We start from the raw sequence: 20,738 nt of genomic DNA on the forward strand, positions 1-20,738 counted from the left end.
CCCCTCCCTCAGCGTCCGCGGACACCCATTGCGCTCCGTGTCCCACGCCCCTATCCTTGGCTGAACTATCTGAAATGTGATTTTGCTATATGTTTGGCGGGGCAGTGATGCCGGCCGCACCGCAGGGAGAGGACAGCGCAGTCATGACCGAGCGACTCGGACGGGAGACGCTGCCCCGCCGTGCCCTCATCGGAGCCTCCGCGCCGGAACGGACCGGCATCGTCCATCTGGGCCTGGGCAACTTCCACCGCGCGCACGCCGCCGTGCACACCGCGCAGGCGATGGCCGCTGCAGGGGGCGAGTGGGGCATCCGCGGCTTCGCCTTCTCCTCCGGCCGCGTGGCGGAGCCCATGCGGGCACAGGACAACGTGTACTCGATCCTCCAGCTCACCGAGGACGGTGTGCAGGCAGGCGTGGTCGACGTCCACCGCGACACCGCGATCGCCGCGCAGGACCCTTCCGCCGTCGTCTCCGCGATCGCGGATCCCGCACACCGCGTCCTCACCCTCACCATCTCCGAGCTGGGCTACAGCCGGGACGGGGCCACCGGCCGCCTCGCCGTCTCAGACCCTCGCGTCGCCGCGGACCTCCGGCAGCCGGCCGCGCCGTCCACGGGCGTGGGGATGATCGCCCGAGGCCTGGAGGCCCGCGCCGCGAGCGGCGAGCCCTTCGCCGTCGCCTCCTGCGACAACCTGCAGTCCAACGGTGCCGCCACGCGCGGCGTCGTCCTCGAGTTCCTGCAGGCGGCGGATGCGTCCCAGGACGTGCTGGACTACGTCGCCTCCGCCGTCTCCTTCCCCAACACCATGGTCGACCGGATCGTCCCCGGCACCACGGCAGAGCACTCCCGGCAGGTGGCGGAGCTCCTCGGCCTCGAGGACGCCTGCCCGGTGCCGGCCGAGGACTTCTCCATGTGGGTCATGGAGGACGACTTCGCCGGCGGCCGTCCGGCATGGGAGCAGGCCGGCGCCGTCTTCTCCGACGAGGTCGACGCCTATGAGATGGTCAAGCTGCGCCTGCTCAACGGCCCGCACTCGCTCATCGCCTATCTGGGTGTGCTCTCCGGCCGCGAGACCATCGCCGAATCCTGGAGCCAGGACTTCGTGCGCACGGCGGTGGACGCAGCGATCCGGAACGACTTCCTGCCCTCCTTCACGCTGCCCGCCGGGTTCGATCTGGAAGCGCACCTGGCTCTGCTCTCCCGGCGCTGGGGCAACCCCCTCATCCGCCACGCCACCACGCAGGTGGGCTCGGACGGCTCCTCCAAGCTGGTCCAGCGGCTCACCGGCGCCGCGCTGCACTCCCTGGACCGCGGCGCGATGCCGCACCATCTGGCGCTGAGCATGGCCGCCTGGATCGCATGCACGGCGCCCCCGGCCGGATTCGCTCCCGGCCCGCTCGCGGAGCGGATCGTCGAGCCCGCCGGGGAGCGTCTCGCAGAAGCCGTACGGGGCGCCGCCGGGGTCGAGGACCACGTGCGCCGCATCCTCGACGCGGGGCTCTTCCCGCCGGCGCTCGCCGGACACGAGGGCTTCGCCGCCCGCACGGCGGAGCTGCTGAGCACCCTGGTGCGGCACGGAGCCCGTGCCGCGGTCGCGGAGGCGGGAGCCGCCCGTGCGGACTGAGAGCCGCGGCGTCATGCCGCACCAGACACACGACCCCCTGAGCACCCGGAAGAGAGACACGATGCGAGCACTGCGGATCCAGGCTGCGGCCCAGATGGACTGGGAGGACGCGCCGGTGCCGGAGCCCGGCCCGGACCAGGTGCGCCTGCGCGTGCGCTACGTGGGCATCTGCGGCTCCGACCTGCACTACTACTTCAACGGTGCGAACGGCGAGAACGTCATCCGGGAGCCCCTGATCCCCGGTCATGAGCTCTCCGCGGAGGTCGACCTCGACCCCTCCGGACAGCTGGCCCCCGGCACCGCCGTGACCGTGCATCCGGCGCGCTACGGCCAGTCCCAGCCGGGGCTGGAGGACCACCCGCACCTGTGGCCCCAGGGCCAGTACCTCGGCAGCGCCTCGAGCACCCCGCACTGCCAGGGCGCGCTCGCGGACCTCCTCGTGGTGGAGCGGAGCATGGTCCGCGTCCTGCCCACGGGCCTCGGCCTGCGCGATGCCGCACTCGCCGAGCCCCTCGCCGTGGCGCTCCACGCGCTCACCGTCGCCGGTGACGTGTCCGGCAAGCGCGTGCTGGTGCTGGGCGCAGGCCCGGTGGGCCTGCTGGCGCTCACGGCCCTTCGGAGCCGTGGTGCCGCGCACGTGGCGGTGGGCGACATCCAGGAGACGGCACTGGAGCGGGCCCGTGCCCTCGGCGCGGACGCCGCACTCCTCGTGGGCGCCGACGAGGTGCCGGCGGACGCCTACGACGTAGTCTTCGAGTGCTCCGCAGCTCCGGCCTCGCTGAGCCAGGCAGTGCTCTCGGCGCGCCCGGCGAGCACCATCGTGCAGGTGGGCATCCTCCCGGATGTGCCGCTGGGCGCCAACCTCTCCCGGCTGGTCTCCAAGGAGCTGCAGCTGCGCGGCACCTTCCGCTTCGACACGGAGATCGACGACGCGGTGGAGATGCTCGCCGCGCACCCCGGGCTGAGCGAGGTGATCGTCACGCACGTGCTCCCCGCGGCCGAGGCCGTGGCCGCCTTCGACGTGGCCCGGGACTCCGCGGTCTCCGGCAAGGTCCTCATCGAGCTCTGATCCTCGTCGAGCTCTGAGCCGCACTGAGCCGCACTGAGCCGCACCCAGACCACCCACCCGCAGACAGGACGCGAACAATGCCTCCCACGTACATCCTCCCCACCCCCGAGGACAATGTCGCCATCGTGCCGGAGAGGCTCGAGGCCGGTCAGCGCCTCGACATCGAGGGCGCTCCGGTCGTCCTGCGGCACGCCGTGCTGCAGGGACACCGGATCTGCGTGCGTCCGGTGCGTGCGGGCGAGCCGCTGCTGTCCTGGGGTCTGCCCTTCGGCACGGCGCTTGCGGACCTCGCACCGGGTGACTACGTCTGCAATGAGAAGATGCGCGAGGTGCTGCTGCAGCGGAACCCGCAGGACTTCCCGCAGGAGTCCCCGCCGGTCGTGAACTTCAGCGATCGGGACACCGTCGCCGAGCGCACGCTGCCGCAGGCGCCGGTGTTCGGCCACAATGCGCCGGCGCACACGGGCGAGCGGACCTTCCCCGGATACCGCCGCGGGCCGTCACGGGGCTGGGGCACGCGCAACCACCTCGCGGTGATCGGCACGACCTCCCGCTCCCGCGCGGCGGTGCTCGCGGCGGCCGACGAGCTGGCGCGCAGGCACCCTGCGACGGAGGGCTTCGACGGCGTCGTCCCGGTGGTCCACACGGAGGGCGGCGGCGATGATGCCCCGCTCAACGCACCCCTGCTCGTGCGGACCCTGGCCGGATTCGCGGTGAACCCCAATGTGGGTGCGGCGATCGTCGTGGGGGACCCCGAGGCCGCCGTGAGCAACCGTGACGTGCTCGCGGCGCTGGGTGAGCTGCCCCATTCGCCCCACGAGTACACGGTGCGGTTCTGCCTGGCCGCGGACGCCTCGGAGGAGGCCGTGGCGGGGATCGTCGCGGCCGCGGAGTCCGTGGTGGAGCGGGTGAAGAGCTGTGTGCGTGAGCCGGCCCCGCTGAGCGCGCTCAAGGTGGGGATGCAGTGCGGCGGTTCCGACGCGTTCTCCGGCGTCTCCGCCAACCAGGTCCTCGGCCGGGCGATGCACACGCTCATCGATCACGGCGGCGCGGTGGGCCTCGCGGAGACGGACGAGCTGATCGGCTCCGAGGTCTTCACACTCGCCCGCGTGGCGGATGCCTCCGTCACGGACCGGTTCCTGGAGATCCAGCAGCGCTTCAAGGACTACGCGCAGGCGCACGGCCACACCGCGGAGGGCAACGTGTCCGGCGGGAACATCTACCGCGGGCTCTACAACATCACGCTGAAGTCGCTGGGCGCAGCACGTAAGAAGGACCCGCGCACCGCCATCGACCACGTCATCGACTACGCGGAGCCCATGGACCGGCCCGGCTTCTACTTCATGGACAGCCCGGGCAACGACCTCGAATCCGTGGCGGGCCAGGTGGCGAGCGGCGCCAACCTCATCATCTTCACCACCGGCAACGGGTCCATCACGAACTTCCCCTTCGTGCCCACGCTCAAGGTCGTCACGACCACCGCGCGGTTCCGGCATCTGGAAAGCGACATGGACTTCAACGCCGGCCGCATCCTCGACGGCCACTCGATGGACGCGGAGGGGCAGGAGCTGTTCGAGCTGGCGGTGGCGACCGCCGGCGGACAGCCCGCCAAGGGCGAGGCGAGCCGGCAGTCGCAGACGCAGATCTGGCGCAGCTGGCACTTCCGCAGCACCGCGGACGGGACGGCCGGAGCCGCCGGCAGGGACCGCAGCTCCTTCACGGGGGAGCCCCTGCTGCCGCTGGGTGGATCCGGCGCGGACGCGCGCACCGGTGCAGGGGAGGGGCCCGAGGCCAGCTCCGGTGCCGCTCCGACGGCACCGGCCGGTGCGGCTGCGGAGTTGGCCGGCGTGGCTGCGGCACCGGAGATCGTCGTGGCCGGCAACCGCTTCGACCTCGTGCTGCCCACCAGCCTGTGCTCCGGCCAGGTGGCGGAGCAGATCGCCGCGCGCGTGACCGGTGAGCAGGCCGGCGCCTCCGGTGACGCGGCCGGTTCCTCCCGTGGGCAGGCCGGCGCCTCGGGCGCTCTGCCCGTCGTGGCGCTCTCCCACACGGAGGGCTGCGGCGTGTCCTCCGGCAGCGCCGAGGAGATCTTCCGGGACACGCTGCTGGGCTACGCCACGCATCCCCTCACCGCGCACGCCGTGTTCCTGGAGCACGGCTGCGAGAAGACCCACAACGACTTCTTCCGCGACTCCCTCGCCGCGCGCGGGGTGGACGCCGGTGACTTCGACTGGGCGAGCATCCAGGCCGAGGGCGGGATCGCCCGCGTCACGGAGCACGTCGTCTCCGCGCTCGCAGGCGCGCAGGCCGCGAGGACGGGGCGCGCCGCAGGCACCGGCGCACCTGCGAAGGAGGAAGCTCACAGCGCGGCGCGCGTCCGCGGGGCGGAGGGCGAGGCCGCGAGCGCCCTCGCCGCCGAGGGCGCCCCGAACACCGAGGGCGGGCCCGCGCCCCTCGTGGGCATCTCCACCTCCGCGAGGAACGCCGCGCGCACCGCGCCCCTGGTCGCCGCGCTGGTCCGCAGGCTCCTGGCGGGAGGCACCGGGGTGCTCCTCGCCGCGAGTGATCCCGTGCTGGAGCAGGAGTCGTTCCTCCTACCCCTGGGCCTCGGCCCGCACCCGGAGCCCACGCTCCCGCATGCCGCCCAGGTCCGGGTCCCCGGCCTGCACCTCATGGACGACTCCTCCTCGGACTGGCTGGAGACGGCCACGGGGCTGGGCGCCTCGGGCGCGAGCGTGCTCGTGGTGTTCGCGGACTTACACCCCCGCCAGCCGCACCGCTTCCTGCCGACCGTCCAGGTGGGCACGGCGGGCCGGGCACAGGGCATGGACCTCGTGCTGGACCTCCCGCGGGAGGACGGTGCGGAGGGCGAGCCGGACTCGGGCGGGGTGGCCGCCGGCGGCACGGGCAGAGCCTCAGACGCCGCGCTCGAGGCGATCCTGACCGCGGTCGCCCAGGCCGCCGCGGGCGCGTTCGTCCAGGCGACGCGACCGCGGGCCAATGTGGGCTTCCAGGTGTCGCGCGGGCGCTTCGGAGTCTCACTGTGAGCGCCCCCGCACGGCACTGAACGCGGTCGGCGCACAGCTGCGCCGGACCGCCCGGGCGCGCGGAGGAGCAGCGGCCGGCCCCGCACACAGACAGCCCTTCGCACACTGACACCTTTTCGCACACAGACGGAACACCACGTCACGGATTCACTGAGGAATCGGAGGAACAGCAATGACGCAGGACGAGAGGGACCGCCTCTTCGCGGTCGACGAGCTGGTGGGCTTCGCCCGCGCAGCCCTCGTCTCCCAGGGGGTGCCGGAGCCGGACGCCGCGCTCGTCGCCCGCTCGCTCGTGGAGGCGGACCAGCGGGGCATCGGCTCGCACGGCCTCCTGCGCCTGCCGCTCTACGTGAGCGCGCTGCGGCACGGCGGCATCTCCGCACGCCCGCAGCTGCGCTTCGAGAACGCGGACGGCGCCACCGGCACGCTCGACGGCGACGCGGGCCTCGGCCAGGTCGTGATGCAGGCGGCGGTGGACTGGAGCCTGGACCACGCCGCCGCGCACGGTGTGAGCGCCCTCGCGGTGCACAACTCCAGCCACTACGGTGCGGGGCAGTTCTGGACGGACCAGCTCGCGGCACAGGGCATGATCGGCATCCTCACCTCGACCACGGGACCCGTCACCGCCCCCTACGGCGGCGTGCGCACCGTGCTGGGCACCAACCCGCTCACGGTCGCGATGCCGAGCACCGGCGACCCCCTGACGGTCGACATGGCGACCTCGGCGGGTGCGCTCGGCAAGGTGATGGCGGCCAAGCAGGCAGGTCGTGAGATCCCCGCGGGCTGGGCGGTGGACGCCCAGGGCGAGCCCACCACGGACCCGGACGCCGCGATCGGCGGTGCGCTGCTGCCGTTCGGGGGCCACAAGGGCTCAGGGCTCTCCGTCCTGCTCGAAGGGCTGTCCGCCGCACTCACCCCGGCCACGTTCGCGTTCGACACGCAGGACATCTGGAAGAGCCCGGACGCGCGGATGAACAACGGCCACCTGCTCCTCGTCCTCGACACCGGCGCCTTCGCGGGAAGGAGTACGGTCGAGGCCCGCGTGGACGACCTCGCGGGTGCGGTGCACGGGGCCGGCACGGACGTGCTCGTGCCGGGGGAGAAGGAGTACGCGCTGCACCGGCGGCACGCGGAGCGCCTCACGCTGGGCGCCGGGCTCGTCGCGGACCTGCGGGTGCTCGCCCGCGACCTCGGCATGGAGCTGCCCGCCCCGGCGGAGACGGACGGAACGGAGACGACTGCGATGGAGGAGTCATGAGAAGGAAGACGCTCACCGCGCTCGCGGCAGGCGCGAGCGCCCTGGCACTGAGCGGCTGCAGCCTCATGCAGCCGGTCGACATCAGCGGCTTCGCCGCCGAGGCGCCGGACCCGGATGCCACGGTCGTGCGCCTGGCGAACGTCTACGAGCCCGGCCACCCCGCCAACACGTGCGGGACTGCGACGATGAAGGAGGAGCTCGCCCAGGACGGCATCGACCTCAAGGTGTATCCGGCCGGACAGCTGGGCGGCGAGCCGGAGATCATCGAGCAGGTCGCGACGGGCGCACTCGACATCGGCATCTCCGGCGGCTCCTTCTTCGGCGCCTGGTATCCGGCCGCCGAGGTGGTGGACGGAGCGTTCCTCTTCGAGAACAGCCGCGAATACGACCGCGCCACCCGCAGCCCCCTGCTCACGCACCTGTACGACGACATGGCCGAGGAGACCGGCCTGCGCGTCTTCAGCTCCTGGTACTACGGTGCCCGCAACATCACGGCGAACAAGCCGGTGCGTTCGCCCGAGGACCTCCGCGGGCTCAAGATCCGCACGCCCGATGCCGCGCTCTACCTCGAGACGCTCCGGGCGCTCGGGGGCACGGCCACACCGATGGCGCTCTCCGAGGTCTACCTGGGCCTGCAGCAGGGCGCGATCGATGCGGAGGAGAACCCCATCCCGACCATCGCCTCGAACAAGTTCGAGGAGGTGCAGTCCACCGTGAGCCTCACCCGCCACATGGTGCAGGGCGTGCAGCTGGTCGCGAGCGAGAAGTTCATGGAGGGGCTCAGCGAGGACGAGCGGACGGCCGTGCTCGAGGCCGCGGACTCCGCCCGCCTGGCCAACCTCAAGTGCATCGAGGACGAGGAGCGGGAGATCCTCGAGCAGTGGCGCGCCGAGGGCACCATCGAGATCGTCGAGGACATCGACTCGGAGGCCTTCCAGCAGGGTGTGAAGGAGAACCTGCTGCCCGCCAAGGAATGGGGCGATCTGTACCTGGAGGTGCAGGAGGAGCTCGCCGCGGACACGCCCACCGTGGTGGGCACCGACCCGGAGGACTCCCCGGTGTTCGCTGACGAGAAGACGGAGGAGCAGTCATGAGCGCGCAGACACCCGGCCCCGCGCAGCCGGCAGAGCCCGAGGGCGCGGCAGGCGCCGCGGCCTCGGCAGACCTCCCGGACGACGCGGCGGAGGACCTCAGCTTCCGGCAGGACAGGCTCGAGCAGAGTTCAGGGATCTACCGGTGGATCATCCGCCTGGAGCGCTCCGTCGCGAGCGTGTTCCTCCTGGGCGTCTTCGTCCTCGTGCTCACCCAGGTGGTGTCGCGCTACGTGTTCAGCTCGCCGCTCTCCTGGACGGAGGAGCTGGCCCGCATCGTGATGGTCTGGCTGACCTTCCTCGCGGCCATGTTCGTCTCCAGCCGCCGGGCGCACATCACGGGCGACCTGCTCGCCACCGCGGTGACGCCGCGTGTGAGCCGGGCCGTGGGCATGTTCGCCGAGCTCGTGGTGATCCTCACCGCGGCCGTCATGAGCATCGCCGGCATCGCCATGGTGGTGCTCGTCAGCGGCGTCTCGCTGCCGGCGACGAGCCTGCCCACCACGCTCCTCTACGGCGCCGCCGTCGTGGGCTTCATCGGCATCTTCATCCATGCGATCCTCGCCCTGTACCTGCAGATCAGGCACCCCGAGGACGAACTCGACCCGGTCATGAAGGCCGCGGAGCTGGAGGGCATCTGACATGACTCTTCTCATCATGGTCCTCGCCCTGCTGGTGCTGCTGGCCCTGCGGGTGCCCGTCGGGGTGGCGCTCATCGTCCCCTCGCTCGTCTACATCCTCCTCGACCCCACGGCGACGCTGGCGCTCGCCGCCCAGCAGGCCACCGCGGGCGTGTTCGACTTCGCGATCCTCGCGGTCCCGATGTTCATCCTGCTGGGCAACCTCGCGAACATCTCCGGGGTCACCGACCGGCTCTACGACGCCGCCGTCGCGGCGATCGGGCACGTGCGCGGCTCGCTGGGCTACGTCAACATCCTCACGAGCTTCGGCTTCTCCTGGATCTCCGGCGCGGCGATCTCCGATGCCGCCGCGATGGGCCGCATCCAGGTGCCGGCGATGGTGCGCCGCGGCTACTCACCCGGCTTCTCCCTGGGCATCACCGGTGCGTCCTCGCTCATCGCGCCCATGATGCCGCCGTCCATCCCGGCGATCATCTACGCCGTCACCGCGGGCGTCTCCGTGGGCGCGCTGTTCATGGCCGGGATCGTGCCGGCGCTCGTGCTCGTCGCCGCGCTCTCCGCCATGGTCTGGTTCCTCACCCGGGGGCGCGAGGACTTGCGCATGGAGAAGGCGAGCCGGCGCGAACGCATGCGCCTGGGGGTGAGGGCGCTGCCGCCGGTGGGCGCTGCGGTCGTCATCCTCGGCGGCATCCTCTCCGGCATCTTCACCCCCACGGAGGCCTCGGCCGTGGGCGTGGCCTACATCGCGATCCTGGCGGCCTGCTACGGCAACCTGGGCTGGGACAAGGTCAGGTATGCCCTGTCCACGAGCGTGGAGACGGTGGGCGGAGTGCTCATCATCGTCGCCGGCGCCGCCCTGTTCGGCTGGGTGCTCGCACGCGAGCAGGCACCGCAGCTCGCCGCCGAGCTCATCCTCCACATCACGGACCGCCCGCTGGTGTTCCTCATCCTCGCGAACATCCTGCTGCTCATCGTCGGCGCGGTCCTCGAACCCACGAGCGCGATCCTCATCCTCGCGCCCGTCCTCGTGCCGGTGGCCGAGGCGTTCGGACTGAGCCCCATCCACTTCGGCACCATGATGATCTTCAACCTCATGATCGGACTGCTCACCCCGCCGGTGGGCCTCGTGCTGTTCGTGCTCTCCTCGGTGACGAAGTATCCGGTCACCACGGTGATCAGGGGCGCGCTGCCGTTCTTCGTCCCGATGCTGGTGACGCTGCTGCTCATCGCCTTCATCCCCGTGCTCAGCCTGTGGCTGCCGGGACTGCTGGGGATGGTGTGAGCATGACTGGACGCCGATCGCCAATAGTGTGGAATCCTCAGCCGCCGAATGGAAGGAAGAATCCATGACACCCGCACACGCTCAGGCTCGTACCGGCGCGGACGGGGCGGACCAGGCGGTCCGCGCCGCGCACGCCGCGTTCCTCACGGCCCGCACGCACTCCCGTGAGGAGCGTGCGGCGTGGCTGGACGCGATCGCGGACGCGCTCGAATCCCACCGGACGGAGCTCGTGGAGATCGCCGGCCGTGAATCGCATCTGCCGGACGGCCGTCTGGGCGGCGAGCTCACCCGCACCGCCTTCCAGCTCCGGCTGCTGGGCGAGGAGGCCCGTCGCGGCGAGTTCCTCGGCGCGACGGTCGACCACGCGGATGCGGACTGGGGGATGGGCCCCCGCCCGGACCTCCGCCGGATGAATGTGCCGCTGGGGGTCGTGGGCGTCTTCGGCGCCTCGAACTTCCCGTTCGCGTTCTCCGTGATCGGCGGCGACTCCGCCTCCGCGCTCGCCGCCGGCTGCGCCGTGGTGCACAAGCTCCACGAGGCGCACGCGGAGCTGGCCGCGCGGACCGCGCAGATCGTCGCGGACGCGCTCACCGCCGCGGGCGCACCCGCCGGCCTGTTCGGCGCGGTCACCGGCCGCGAGGCCGCCGAGGCGCTCGTCGACCACCCGCTGGTGAAGGCCGTGGGCTTCACCGGGTCCGAGGCCGGAGGCCGTGCGCTGTTCGACCGCGCGGTCTCCCGCCCGGAGCCCATTCCGTTCTACGGCGAGCTGGGCTCGCTCAACCCCGTGGTCGTCACGGAGGCCGCCTGGGCCGAGCGCGGCGAGGAGATCCTCGCCGGCTGGATGGGCTCGCTGACGATGGGCGTGGGCCAGTTCTGCACCAAGCCCGGTCTGCTGCTGCTCCCGGAGGCCGGCGCCGAGGCCGCTGCCCGTGTGCTGCCCGGCCTCGCCGCGGAGGCGGACCTGGGTGCGGGCATGCTCACGGAGGCCATCCGGGACGGCTTCGTGGTCAACCGCGAGGCCGTCGCGGCCTCGGACGGGGTGAGCGTGCTCGTGGAGGGGAGCGCGGAGAACCCGCCCGCGCCCGGTGTGCTCAGCGTGCGTGCGGCGGAGCTGGGCGAGGACTCCGAGGTCGTCCGCCGGGAGATGTTCGGCCCGGCGGCGGTGCTCATCACCTATGCGGATGCCGAGGAGCTCGAACGCGTGCTCGGCCTGCTGGGCGGACAGCTCACCGGCACGCTCCACTCCGCGGACGGCGAGGACACGGCCCGCGTGGTGCAGCTCCTCCAGGACCGGTGCGGCCGCGTGCTGCGCGGCGGCTGGCCCACCGGCGTGACCGTGTCCTACGCGCAGCAGCACGGCGGCCCCTACCCCGCGGCCACTCAGCACGCCACGAGCGTGGGCACGGCGGCGATCGGGCGCTGGCTGCGGCCGGTGGCGTTCCAGGACATGGAGGACGCACAGCTGCCGCCGGAGCTGCAGGAGGCCAATCCGCTGGGCATCGCCCGCCGGGTGGACGGCGAATGGGTGGCGGCGCAGTGACGGCGGGTGACGCCTCGGCTGCTGCGGCGGCGGCTGCGGCGGCGGCCAGCGTGGCCGGGACGGGTGCTCCCGCGAGCGAGTCCGTGGGTGCGGGTGCCTCCCGCGGCAGCGCGTTCCCCGCACCGAACCTCCGCGACGTCCTCCCCGTCGACCAGACCTCGGGCACCTTCGTGGGCAGGGTCTGGGAGCCGGCGCGCGGCGTGCCCGGGCCCGGGGCCTACCGGGGCACCGGGCTGTGGGACGTCTCGCACCTGGCGGGCACCTCGGCGACACTGATGGAGAGGCCCGCGCTGGCTGAGGACCTGGCGCAGGTCTACGCGACCGCCCCCACCTGGAGCATCGACGAGGTGCGCCGGCCCGCCCAGCTGGCCGCCGGCGAGGATCCGGCCCGGCCCACCGCCCCCACCCTGCTGGTGCCGGTGGACCTGCAGGTGCTCAAGGCGTGCGGCGTGACGTTCGCCGGCTCCATGATCGAACGCCTCATCGAGGAGCGCGCGCAGGGCGACCCGGCCCGTGCGCAGCGGATCCGTGAGGAGATGCAGGCCGCCGTGGGCGTGGACCTGGGCGCGGTGGTGCCGGGTTCCGCCGAGGCCGCCGCCGTCAAGGAGCAGCTGCTGGCACTCGGCTGGTGGTCGCAGTACCTCGAGGTGGGGCTGGGGCCGGACCCGGAGGTGTTCACGAAGGGACCGGTGCTCTCCGCCGTGGGGACGGGCGACGCGATCGGCATCCCCGCGTTCTCCGCGTGGAACAACCCGGAGCCGGAGCTCACCCTCGTGGTGACGGCGGAGGGCCGGATCGCCGGGGTGACGCTGGGCAACGACGTCAACCTGCGCGACGTGGAGGGCCGCTCCGCGCTGCTGCTGGGCATGGCGAAGGACAACAACCGCTCGACGGCGCTGGGGCCCGTCATCCGCGTGTTCGACGAGGGCTTCACGCTCGAGGACGCGCGGACCGTCTCCATCGAGCTCACGGTGGAGGGCGCGCCCGAGGCCGCCGGCGGCGACGGCTACGTCCTCACCGGGCTCAACACGTGCGGTTCGCTCAGCCGCACGTTCGAGAGGCTCGTGGAGGCCGCGCTGGGACGTCACCACCAGTATCCGGACGGCTGCGTCATCCTCACGGGCACGCTGTTCGCCCCCACGGAGGATCGCGGCGTTCCCGGCGAGGGCTTCACCCATGCGCCGGGCGACCGTGTGACGATCGAGAACCCGCTGCTGGGCAGGCTCGTCAACGCCGTGGGGCGCACGGAGGAGCTCGCGCCGTGGACGTACGGCACGCGCGCGCTGTTCGCGGACCTCACACGGGTGGGCCTGCGGGCGTAGCGGCGTGAGCCGTGGCCGTGAGTGCGCTCTGCCGCCCACGTATGGGTGGGTGGCAGAGTGGCTGCACGGTGGCAGAGAATCCACACCTGAGAACCCACACCTGTCCGACCGGTCCGAACCGGACCCGAACGAGGAGACGCCTCATGTCACATCCCTCCACGCCCGCCTCTGCCGGTGCGAGCGAGCGCCCGGACCTCCCCGCACGCACGCTGCAGTCCCGCCTCATCGCGGTGATGCGGGCACAGCGGGCGGAGGACTACGCGCCCGTCATCGAGGTGCTCGCCGCCGCGGGCGTCCGCAGCTTCGAGCTCACCCTCACCACGCCGGGCACGTTCGAGGCGCTGCCGGGCCTGGTCGAGAGGTTCGGTGCGGAGGCGGACATGGGCGTGGGCACGGTGACGACGCCGGAGCAGGTGGACCTCGCCGCGGACGCCGGTGCGCACTACCTCGTCACGCCGGTCTCGGTGCTGCCGGTGATGGACCGTGCGGTGGAACGCGGTCTGCCCGCCATCCCCGGCGGGCTCACCCCCACGGAGCTGCACTCGACGTGGAGCCGCGGCGCCGCCGCCGTCAAGGTCTTCCCTGCCAGCGCCGTGGGCGCCGGCTACGTCAAGGACCTGCGCGGTCCGTTCCCGGACATGCGCGTGGTGCCCTCCGGCGGTGTGGACCTCGAGGCCGCCCAGGCCTGGCTGGCCGCCGGCGCCGAGGCCGTGAGCGTGGGCGGCCCGCTCCTGGGCGACGCCTTCAAGGGCGGTGACCTGGACGCTCTCGCAGAGCGCGCGCGGACGTTCGTCGCCGCATGTGCGCGGGACGCGGGCGCGGCGGGAGCGCAGGCATGACCGGCGCCCGCGGAGACGCGGACCCGCAGGCAGCCCGGGCCTCGGGCGCGGATGCCGGCGGCAGTGCGAGCTCTCCTGTCTCGCCCGCTCCCGTCGTCACGCTGGGGGAGACGATGGCCCTCATGACCGGGGCGCGGATGGGGTCGCTCGCGCACGTGGACCAGATGCACGTGAGCATCGGCGGCGCGGAGTCGAACGTCGCAGTGGGGCTGAGCCGGTTGGGGACCCCGGTGCGGTGGATCGGCCGTGTGGGCGACGATTCCCTGGGCCGCCGGGTGGTCCGCGAGCTGCGCGGCGAGCACGTCGAGGTGCGCGGAATCGTGGACCCGGATGCGCCCACCGGCCTCATGCTCAAGGAGCTCACCGGTCCCGGCACCGCGCGCGTCCTCTACTACCGCAGCGGGTCGGCGGGTTCCCGGCTGAGCCCGGACGATCTGGTGCCCGGAGCCGTCGAGGAGGCGGCGCTGCTGCACCTCACCGGCATCACCCCGCTGCTCTCAGACTCCGCGCGCGAGGCCTGCCGGACCGCCGTGCGCCGGGCCCGGGCCGCAGGCGTGCCGGTGAGCTTCGACGTGAACTACCGCAGGGCGCTCGCCCCGGAGAGCGTCGCGGCGGAGGTGCTGAGTGAGTTCGCGGAGTCCGCGGACATCCTCTTCGGCGCCGTGGACGAACTCGCTCTGGTGCTGGGCACGGAGCCGAACCATGCCGCAGTGCGGGAGTCTCTGAAGGAGCGGGCAGACTCTGCGGGTGTCTCCCACGCGCCGCGTCTCGCCGCCGAGGTCGTGGCGAAGCTGGGTGAGGACGGCGCCGCCGTCTTCGTCACCGGTGAGGCTGCGGGTGCGGAGTCGCTTGCACACGGCGCAGCTCTGCGGGAGGTGCAGGTGGACGGCCACCGCATCAGCGTCGTCGACACGGTGGGTGCGGGGGACTCCTTCGTCGCCGGCTATCTCAGCGGACGTCTCGGGGGCCTGGGCGTGGAGGAGCGTCTGATCCGTGCGAATGCCTGCGGCGCGTACATGTGCACCGCGCCGGGCGACTGGGAGGGCGCGCCCACTCCGCGTGACCTCGCCTCCTTCGGCGCCGCGGGAGCGGACCCCGTCCAGCGCTGAGCGGCGGCCGGGCGAGTGCGGTCCCGCCGCAGAGTGGACGCGGCGGGAGAGACCCGTGCGCGGGGGCGCATAATTGCCTCAGCAGATGTGTTCCCCGTCTCCCTCCGAGAGGACTCCCACCGTGCCCGCTCCCGCCACCGGCTCAGGCGACCCGGCCGCCACTCGCCTCGTCACCGAGGCCTCCGCACTCCTCCCCGAGCTCCAGGAGCTCCGCCGCGAGCTCCACCGGAACCCGGAGCTGGGCAACGACCTGCCGGAGACCCAGGCACGCGTCCTCGCAGCGCTGGAGGGCCTTCCGCTCGAGGTGACGCAGGGGGTCGGTGCGACCTCGGTCGTGGCGGTCCTGCGCGGCACGCACCCCTCCCGTCCGGCCGAAGGCGCTCCCGCAGTGCTGCTCCGCGGGGACATGGACGCCCTGCCCGTCACGGAGCTCACGGATCTGCCCTACCGCTCGGAGAACGGCCGCATGCATGCCTGCGGCCACGACCTCCACACGGCGGGACTGGTGGGTGCCGTACGGCTGCTCGCGGCGCACCGGCACGCACTCGCCGGTGACGTCGTGTTCATGTTCCAGCCGGGCGAGGAGGGCCACCACGGCGCGAAGGTGATGCTGGAGGAGGGCGTGCTCGAGGCCTCGGGCGTGCGGGTGAGCGCCGCATTCGGCGCGCACGTGACGAGCACGCGCGAGCGCGGCCTCTTCGCCACGAAGCCCGGACCGCTGCAAGCCGGCTCCAACGTCCTCGAGGTGACGGTCCACGGTGCGGGAGGACACGGCTCGCAGCCGCAGAACGCCGCGGATCCCGTTCCGGCGCTCGCGGAGACGATCCTCGCGCTGCAGAACATGGTCACGCGCCGGTTCGACGTGTTCGATCCCGTCGTCATGTCGATCACGCAGCTGAGCGCCGGCGACGCCGTCAACGTCATCCCGGCCAGCGCCTCCCTGGGCGCCACGGTGCGCACCCTCTCCGCGGAGTCGACGGAGCGCTTCCGCACCGAGTCCGCGCGCCTGGCCGAGGGCATCGCCGCCGCCCACGGCTGCACGGCGGAGGTCCGCTTCTCCGTGGAATACCCCGTCACGGTCAACGACGAGGCGGAGACGGAGTGGGCGGTCGCGCAGCTGCGCGGTCTGCTGGGCGAGGAACGGGTCGAGGTGGTCCCCCACCCCATCATGCCCAGCGAGGACTTCTCGTTCGTGCTGAACGAGGTGCCCGGCACCTACATCATGCTCGGCGCCAGGCCCGCGGAGGTCGCGCCCGAGGACGCCGTGGACAACCACTCGCCGTTCGTCCTGTTCGACGACTCCGTGCTGGGCGACCAGGCCGCGGCGCTGGCCCATCTGGCGCTCGCCCGGCTCAGTGCTGAGTGAGCGGCTCAGGGCTGTTCGCGCAGCTCAGGGCTGTTCGAGCCGCCTGGTCCCTCCCCATCCCTCCTGACCCCTCCGGAGTGAGCACGCACTGACGGTTTCCGCCCGCGGGAAGCGCCCGTGCGGGTTCGTTCCGGGAAGAACCATCCACCCTCATCCACGAGCAGAGGAGCTCCACATGGCAGAGAAGCTGATCGTCGCCGGCGCGAAGGTCTTCGACGGCACGGAATTCATCGGCAAGCGCGACGTCGTCGCGGTCGACGGCGTCATCACGGAGATCACGGCGGCCTGGACGCACACGCAGAAGTCCGCCGAGGCCGAGGGCGCGGAGTTCGTCGACGGCACCGGCAAGACGCTCACCCCCGGCCTCATCGACTGCCACGTCCACGTCACCACCAACGGCGCAGGCAGCCTGGACGCGTTCACGGAGCCCTTCTCGCTGAAGTTCTTCCACGCGGTGGAGAACCTGCGCAAGACCCTCCACGCGGGTGTGACGACGGCGCGCGACGCCGGCGGTGCCGACGCGGGCGTCAAGGCGGCGCTCGCGAAGGGCATCATCGACGGCCCCCGTCTGCGCGCGGCGATCTCGATCATGAGCCAGACGGGCGGTCACGGCGACGGCTGCATGGCCTCGGGCGCGCAGATGCCCATGCTCTCCGGCCACCCCGGTGCGCCCAACGGCGTGGCGGACGGCATCGAGGGAGTCACCCGCAAGGCGCGTGAGATCCTGCGTGCGGGTGCCGACCAGATCAAGATCTGCTCCACCGGCGGCGTGCTCTCTCCCACGGACGACCCCCGTCACAGCCAGTTCACGGTCGCGGAGATCGAGGCGATCGTCGCCGAGGCCGAGACCCAGGGCGCCTACGTCATGTCCCACGCGCAGGGCACGCAGGGCATCCGCAATGCGCTCAACGCCGGGGTCCGCTCGATCGAGCACGGCATCTTCCTCGACGAGGAGACCATCCAGCTCTTCCTCGAGAAGGACGCGTTCCTCGTCCCCACGCTCCAGGCCCCGGTCGCCGTCATCACGTCCGCCGAGGCCGGGGCCGCGCTGCCGCCTGCCGTCGTGGAGAAGGCGCGCATGGTCGCGGAGACCCACCGTGAGGCGTTCAAGGCCGCCTACGCCGCGGGCGTGAAGATCGCCATGGGCACGGACGCCGGTGTGGGTCCGCACGGCGAGAACCTCGAGGAGATCGAGCTCATGTTCTCCGCGGGCATGACCGCGCAGGACGCGCTGCGTGCGGCGACCGTGAACGCCGCGGAGCTCATGGGCATCGAGACCGTGGGCCGCGTCGCGGAGGGCATGGCGGCGGACCTCGTCGTCTTCGACGGTGATCTCGCGGCGACGGGGCTGGCGGACCTCCGGAACCAGGTCGAGTCCGTGTTCTTTGGCGGCGCGCGCAAGCGCTGAGCCGGGAGGCGCACACGCGCTGCGCGAGGGGCGCCTGCTGGGCGCCGCTCTCAGGGTCGTCAGACGGGAAGCACTGCCGCGGTGCTTCCCGTCTGCCGTGTCCGCGAAGCAGGCCCCGTGGCGGCCTCGTACCAGGTTGCCGCTATCGTTCCCTGTGCCGCTGCGGTGCGGCGGGCAGCCGAGGAGAGGGACGACGTGAACGTGGGGAAGCCGAATGCCGGGAACTCGCCGGTGGGGAACGCAGACATGAGCGCAGCAGGACCCCCGTCGCGGAGCGCGGCACACGGGCCGGCCGGTTCTCACGGTTCGGAGGGGCCCGCCCTCACCCGGAGCCTCGGCGTCGCCGGCATCGTCCTCATGGTGGTCGCGGCTGCGGCTCCCATCACGGTCGTCGCGGCGAACTTCCCGATCATCCTCCTCGAGTCCGGCTCCGTGGGCGCGCCGCTCATGATCCTCGCGGCCACGCTCATCCTCCTGCTGTTCTCCGCGGGATACGCGTGGATGACCCCGCACGTGCCGGACGCCGGCGCCTTCTACTCCTATGTGCACCGCGGTTTCGGGCGCCGGATGGGGCTGGGCACCGCGGCGATCGCCCTGTTCTCCTATGTCCTGCTCACCGTCTCGATGACCTGCTACCTGGGTGTGCAAGCGGGCAATCTGCTCGCGCTGTGGACCGGTCTGGAGCTGCCGTGGTGGCTGATCTCCGGGATCATGCTCCTCATCGTGGGGCTGCTGGGCTACCGGCAGATCGACCTCTCCGCCAGGGTGCTGGGCGTGGTCCTGGTGCTGGAGGTCGTGGCCGTCGTCGCCGTCGACGTGGGCGTGCTGCTCACCGGCCGGGAGCTCGCCGCCGCGCCCTTCAGCCCCGCCGAGGCCCTGTCCGGCGCTCCGGGCCTCGGCCTCCTGTTCGCGTTCCTGGGCTTCTTCGGGTTCGAGGCGACGGCGGTGTTCCGCGGCGAGGCGAAGGATCCGCTGCGCACCGTTCCCCGTGCCACCTACATCGCGGTGATCCTCATCGGGGTGCTGTACACGGTCTCGGCCTGGCTGGTGATCTCCGGCCTGGGCGCCGGTGACGCGCTCGCCGCCGCGGAGGAGAATCCGGACGGCGTGGTGGTGGGTCTGGCCGGCGAGGTCGTCGCCCCGATCATGCGCGACATCGTCCAGGTGCTGGTGGTGACCAGCATGTTCGCGTGCATGCTCGCCTTCCACAACATCGTCACCCGCTACCTGTTCACCCTGGGCGGCCGCGGCGTGCTGCCGGAGAGGCTGGGCCGCGCCCACCCGGTGCACCGCGCTCCCTCGCACGCCTCCCTGTGGGTGAGCGGGGTGACGACGGCGGTGGTCGTGGTCTCCGCGCTCGCACAGCTGCATCCGGTCACCCAGATCTACACCTGGTACTCCGGTGCCGGCGCCGTGGGCGTCATCCTCATGATGGCGCTCACCAGTGCGGCCGTGCTCCGGTTCGGAGCCTCAGGGCGAAGTGCCGCACCCGAGGCGCACGCGCGTGAGCGCGCGGGTGCAGCCAGGACGGCCTCGGGCGCGGTGATGTGCGCGGCGGCGCTGGGCGGCCTGGGCCTGCTGGGAGTGCTCGCGCTCTCCGTGTGGAACCTGCCGCTGCTGGTGGGCGGCGGCGCTGCCGCTGCAGTGTGGGGTGCGGTGCTGGCGGCGGTGTTCCTGGCCGGTGTCCTCCTGCCGGAGCGGGGACGCTGAACGAGCAGACGGGAAGCGCCGCCGCGCCGCTTCCCGTCTGCTGATTCGCCGCTCGGCCAGCGGAAACGCGGCGAATCAGCAGACCGGAACAGGACGACGGACCGCTCCGGTCTGCAGCGCCCTCCCGGTGGTACTCTGCAACGCACGTGCGCAACGGAGCGCACCCTGCGAGAGAAGAGGCTCACGTGGCAGAGATCAGCGGTGATGTCGACGGACGGTTCGAATCCGTCAGCGCAGTGCTCAGCGAGCTCATCGACTCCGGTGAGGACGTGGGCGCCTCGGTCGCGGTACTCCTCGAGGGCAGACCGGTGCTCGACATCTGGGGCGGCTGGGCGGACGAGCAGCGGACGCGGCCCTGGACCAGGGACACGCTCACCAATGTGTGGTCGACGACCAAGACGATGACGGCGCTCTGCGCGCTCATGCTGATCGACCGCGGCCAGCTCGACCCGGACGAGAGGGTCGCCGCGTACTGGCCGGAGTTCGCGCAGAACGGCAAGGAGAACGTCCTCGTGCGGCACTTGCTCTCCCACACCTCGGGAGTCTCCGGCTGGGCGCAGCCCGTGGAGGTCGCGGACCTCTACGACTGGGAGACGTCCACGAGCATGCTCGCCGCGCAGGCTCCCTGGTGGGCGCCGGGCACGGCCTCCGGCTACCACTCGCTCAACTACGGGCACCTGATCGGCGAGGTCGTCCGGCGGATCACCGGCAGGAAGCTGGGCCGGTTCTTCGCGGAGGAGGTCGCGCAGCCTCTCGGTGCCGACTTCCACATCGGGCTGCCGGCCTCGGAGTTCGGGCGGGTGGCGAATGTGATCCCGCCGCCGCCCCTCCCGCTGCCCGAGGACGCGGACATGGAGAGCATCGCGATGCGGACGTTCACCGGACCGGGGCCGGACGCCGCGGAATCGTGGACGCCGGAGTGGCGCGGCGCGGACATCGGTGCGGCGAACGGGCATGGGAACGCCCGCTCCGTGGCACGCGCGCAGGCCGTGATCGCCAACGGCGGGGCGGTGGACGGCGTGCGGCTGCTCTCGCAGGACACGATCGACCTGATCTTCGAGGAGCAGTCCAACGGCACGGACCTGGTGCTGGGTTCGCCGATCCGCTTCGGGCTCGGCTACGGGCTCGAGGTGTCCGCGCAGCCGTACGTCCCCACGGGGCGCGTCTGCTTCTGGGGCGGATGGGGCGGATCCATCATCATCAACGACCTCGACCGCGGCGCGACCATCAGCTACATGATGAACAGGATGTCGCCCGGGCTCCTGGGCAGCGACTCCGGCAGGGCGATCGTGGAGGCGGTCTACGCCGCGCTGGACGGCTGAGCGGCTCGCAGGCCCCAGGCCCGCAGGCCCCAGGTCCGCTGGTCTCAGCTCCGCTGGTCTGAGACCGCGCACCTCCCTGAGCCCTCGTTGGTTACGTCTGCGTAGCGGC

General features: G+C 72.2%; 15 protein-coding genes. All 15 read left to right on the forward strand.

From position 1 onward, the window contains the following. Window positions 1–143: 143 nt before the first annotated feature. Window positions 144–1,625 (forward strand): mannitol dehydrogenase family protein, encoded by a 1,482-nt coding sequence (locus tag Q0A33_RS12020; protein WP_291796908.1) that lies wholly within the window; start codon window positions 144–146, stop codon window positions 1,623–1,625. A gap of 61 nt (window positions 1,626–1,686) precedes the next feature. Then, window positions 1,687–2,694 carry an L-idonate 5-dehydrogenase gene (locus Q0A33_RS12025; protein ID WP_291796911.1) on the forward strand — a complete coding sequence of 336 codons (1,008 nt, stop codon included), beginning with the start codon at window positions 1,687–1,689 and terminating at the stop codon, window positions 2,692–2,694. A 77-nt stretch (window positions 2,695–2,771) separates the two neighbouring features. Then, window positions 2,772–5,741 carry a UxaA family hydrolase gene (locus Q0A33_RS12030; RefSeq protein WP_291796915.1) on the forward strand — a complete coding sequence of 990 codons (2,970 nt, stop codon included), beginning with the start codon at window positions 2,772–2,774 and terminating at the stop codon, window positions 5,739–5,741. 172 nt (window positions 5,742–5,913) lie between these two features. After that, window positions 5,914–6,999: an Ldh family oxidoreductase gene (locus tag Q0A33_RS12035; protein ID WP_291796918.1), complete on the forward strand. Its 1,086-nt coding sequence runs from the start codon at window positions 5,914–5,916 to the stop codon at window positions 6,997–6,999. Further along, window positions 6,996–8,093, forward strand: a complete 1,098-nt coding sequence (locus Q0A33_RS12040; RefSeq protein WP_291796922.1) for a DctP family TRAP transporter solute-binding subunit — start codon at window positions 6,996–6,998, stop codon at window positions 8,091–8,093. The genes Q0A33_RS12035 and Q0A33_RS12040 overlap by 4 nt, the downstream gene beginning before the upstream one ends. After that, on the forward strand, window positions 8,090–8,731 hold the full coding sequence (locus Q0A33_RS12045) for a TRAP transporter small permease (RefSeq protein WP_291796925.1): 642 nt from the start codon (window positions 8,090–8,092) through the stop codon (window positions 8,729–8,731). The genes Q0A33_RS12040 and Q0A33_RS12045 overlap by 4 nt, the downstream gene beginning before the upstream one ends. Before the next feature lies 1 nt (window position 8,732). Further along, the gene (locus tag Q0A33_RS12050; RefSeq protein ID WP_291796928.1) at window positions 8,733–10,013 is read left to right on the forward strand and encodes a TRAP transporter large permease; all 1,281 of its coding nucleotides are present in this window, start codon (window positions 8,733–8,735) and stop codon (window positions 10,011–10,013) included. Between the two features lie 64 nt (window positions 10,014–10,077). Next, the gene (locus Q0A33_RS12055) at window positions 10,078–11,553 is read left to right on the forward strand and encodes an aldehyde dehydrogenase (NADP(+)) (RefSeq protein WP_291796931.1); all 1,476 of its coding nucleotides are present in this window, start codon (window positions 10,078–10,080) and stop codon (window positions 11,551–11,553) included. Beyond that, the gene (locus Q0A33_RS12060) at window positions 11,535–12,875 is read left to right on the forward strand and encodes a fumarylacetoacetate hydrolase family protein (protein ID WP_291796934.1); all 1,341 of its coding nucleotides are present in this window, start codon (window positions 11,535–11,537) and stop codon (window positions 12,873–12,875) included. The genes Q0A33_RS12055 and Q0A33_RS12060 overlap by 19 nt, the downstream gene beginning before the upstream one ends. A 143-nt stretch (window positions 12,876–13,018) precedes the next feature. Next, window positions 13,019–13,714: a bifunctional 4-hydroxy-2-oxoglutarate aldolase/2-dehydro-3-deoxy-phosphogluconate aldolase gene (locus Q0A33_RS12065; RefSeq protein ID WP_291796937.1), complete on the forward strand. Its 696-nt coding sequence runs from the start codon at window positions 13,019–13,021 to the stop codon at window positions 13,712–13,714. Next, window positions 13,711–14,823 carry a sugar kinase gene (locus Q0A33_RS12070; RefSeq protein ID WP_291796940.1) on the forward strand — a complete coding sequence of 371 codons (1,113 nt, stop codon included), beginning with the start codon at window positions 13,711–13,713 and terminating at the stop codon, window positions 14,821–14,823. The genes Q0A33_RS12065 and Q0A33_RS12070 overlap by 4 nt, the downstream gene beginning before the upstream one ends. Before the next feature lie 121 nt (window positions 14,824–14,944). Further along, a complete protein-coding gene (locus tag Q0A33_RS12075; protein ID WP_291796943.1) occupies window positions 14,945–16,189 on the forward strand; it encodes a M20 family metallopeptidase in 1,245 nt (414 codons plus the stop codon). Between the two features lie 175 nt (window positions 16,190–16,364). After that, entirely contained in the window at window positions 16,365–17,597 is a 1,233-nt protein-coding gene (locus Q0A33_RS12080) for an amidohydrolase family protein (RefSeq protein WP_291796946.1), read from the forward strand. Between the two features lie 246 nt (window positions 17,598–17,843). Further along, on the forward strand, window positions 17,844–19,307 hold the full coding sequence (locus Q0A33_RS12085; protein WP_291796949.1) for an APC family permease: 1,464 nt from the start codon (window positions 17,844–17,846) through the stop codon (window positions 19,305–19,307). Window positions 19,308–19,492: 185 nt separating this feature from the next. Continuing rightward, a complete protein-coding gene (locus tag Q0A33_RS12090) occupies window positions 19,493–20,629 on the forward strand; it encodes a serine hydrolase domain-containing protein (protein WP_291796952.1) in 1,137 nt (378 codons plus the stop codon). Window positions 20,630–20,738: the final 109 nt, after the last annotated feature.

The organism is Brevibacterium sp., assembly GCF_022712115.1.
Classification (GTDB): domain Bacteria; phylum Actinomycetota; class Actinomycetes; order Actinomycetales; family Brevibacteriaceae; genus Brevibacterium; species Brevibacterium salitolerans.

Coding starts and splice junctions, on each gene's coding strand:
- Q0A33_RS12020 (WP_291796908.1), top strand. CDS start 144: ATGACCGAGCGACTCGGACGGGAGACGCTGCCCCGCCGTGCCCTCATC.
- Q0A33_RS12080 (WP_291796946.1), top strand. CDS start 16,365: ATGGCAGAGAAGCTGATCGTCGCCGGCGCGAAGGTCTTCGACGGCACG.
- Q0A33_RS12065 (WP_291796937.1), top strand. CDS start 13,019: ATGTCACATCCCTCCACGCCCGCCTCTGCCGGTGCGAGCGAGCGCCCG.
- Q0A33_RS12050 (WP_291796928.1), top strand. CDS start 8,733: ATGACTCTTCTCATCATGGTCCTCGCCCTGCTGGTGCTGCTGGCCCTG.
- Q0A33_RS12030 (WP_291796915.1), top strand. CDS start 2,772: ATGCCTCCCACGTACATCCTCCCCACCCCCGAGGACAATGTCGCCATC.
- Q0A33_RS12055 (WP_291796931.1), top strand. CDS start 10,078: ATGACACCCGCACACGCTCAGGCTCGTACCGGCGCGGACGGGGCGGAC.
- Q0A33_RS12025 (WP_291796911.1), top strand. CDS start 1,687: ATGCGAGCACTGCGGATCCAGGCTGCGGCCCAGATGGACTGGGAGGAC.
- Q0A33_RS12085 (WP_291796949.1), top strand. CDS start 17,844: ATGAGCGCAGCAGGACCCCCGTCGCGGAGCGCGGCACACGGGCCGGCC.
- Q0A33_RS12035 (WP_291796918.1), top strand. CDS start 5,914: ATGACGCAGGACGAGAGGGACCGCCTCTTCGCGGTCGACGAGCTGGTG.
- Q0A33_RS12060 (WP_291796934.1), top strand. CDS start 11,535: ATGGGTGGCGGCGCAGTGACGGCGGGTGACGCCTCGGCTGCTGCGGCG.
- Q0A33_RS12045 (WP_291796925.1), top strand. CDS start 8,090: ATGAGCGCGCAGACACCCGGCCCCGCGCAGCCGGCAGAGCCCGAGGGC.
- Q0A33_RS12040 (WP_291796922.1), top strand. CDS start 6,996: ATGAGAAGGAAGACGCTCACCGCGCTCGCGGCAGGCGCGAGCGCCCTG.
- Q0A33_RS12070 (WP_291796940.1), top strand. CDS start 13,711: ATGACCGGCGCCCGCGGAGACGCGGACCCGCAGGCAGCCCGGGCCTCG.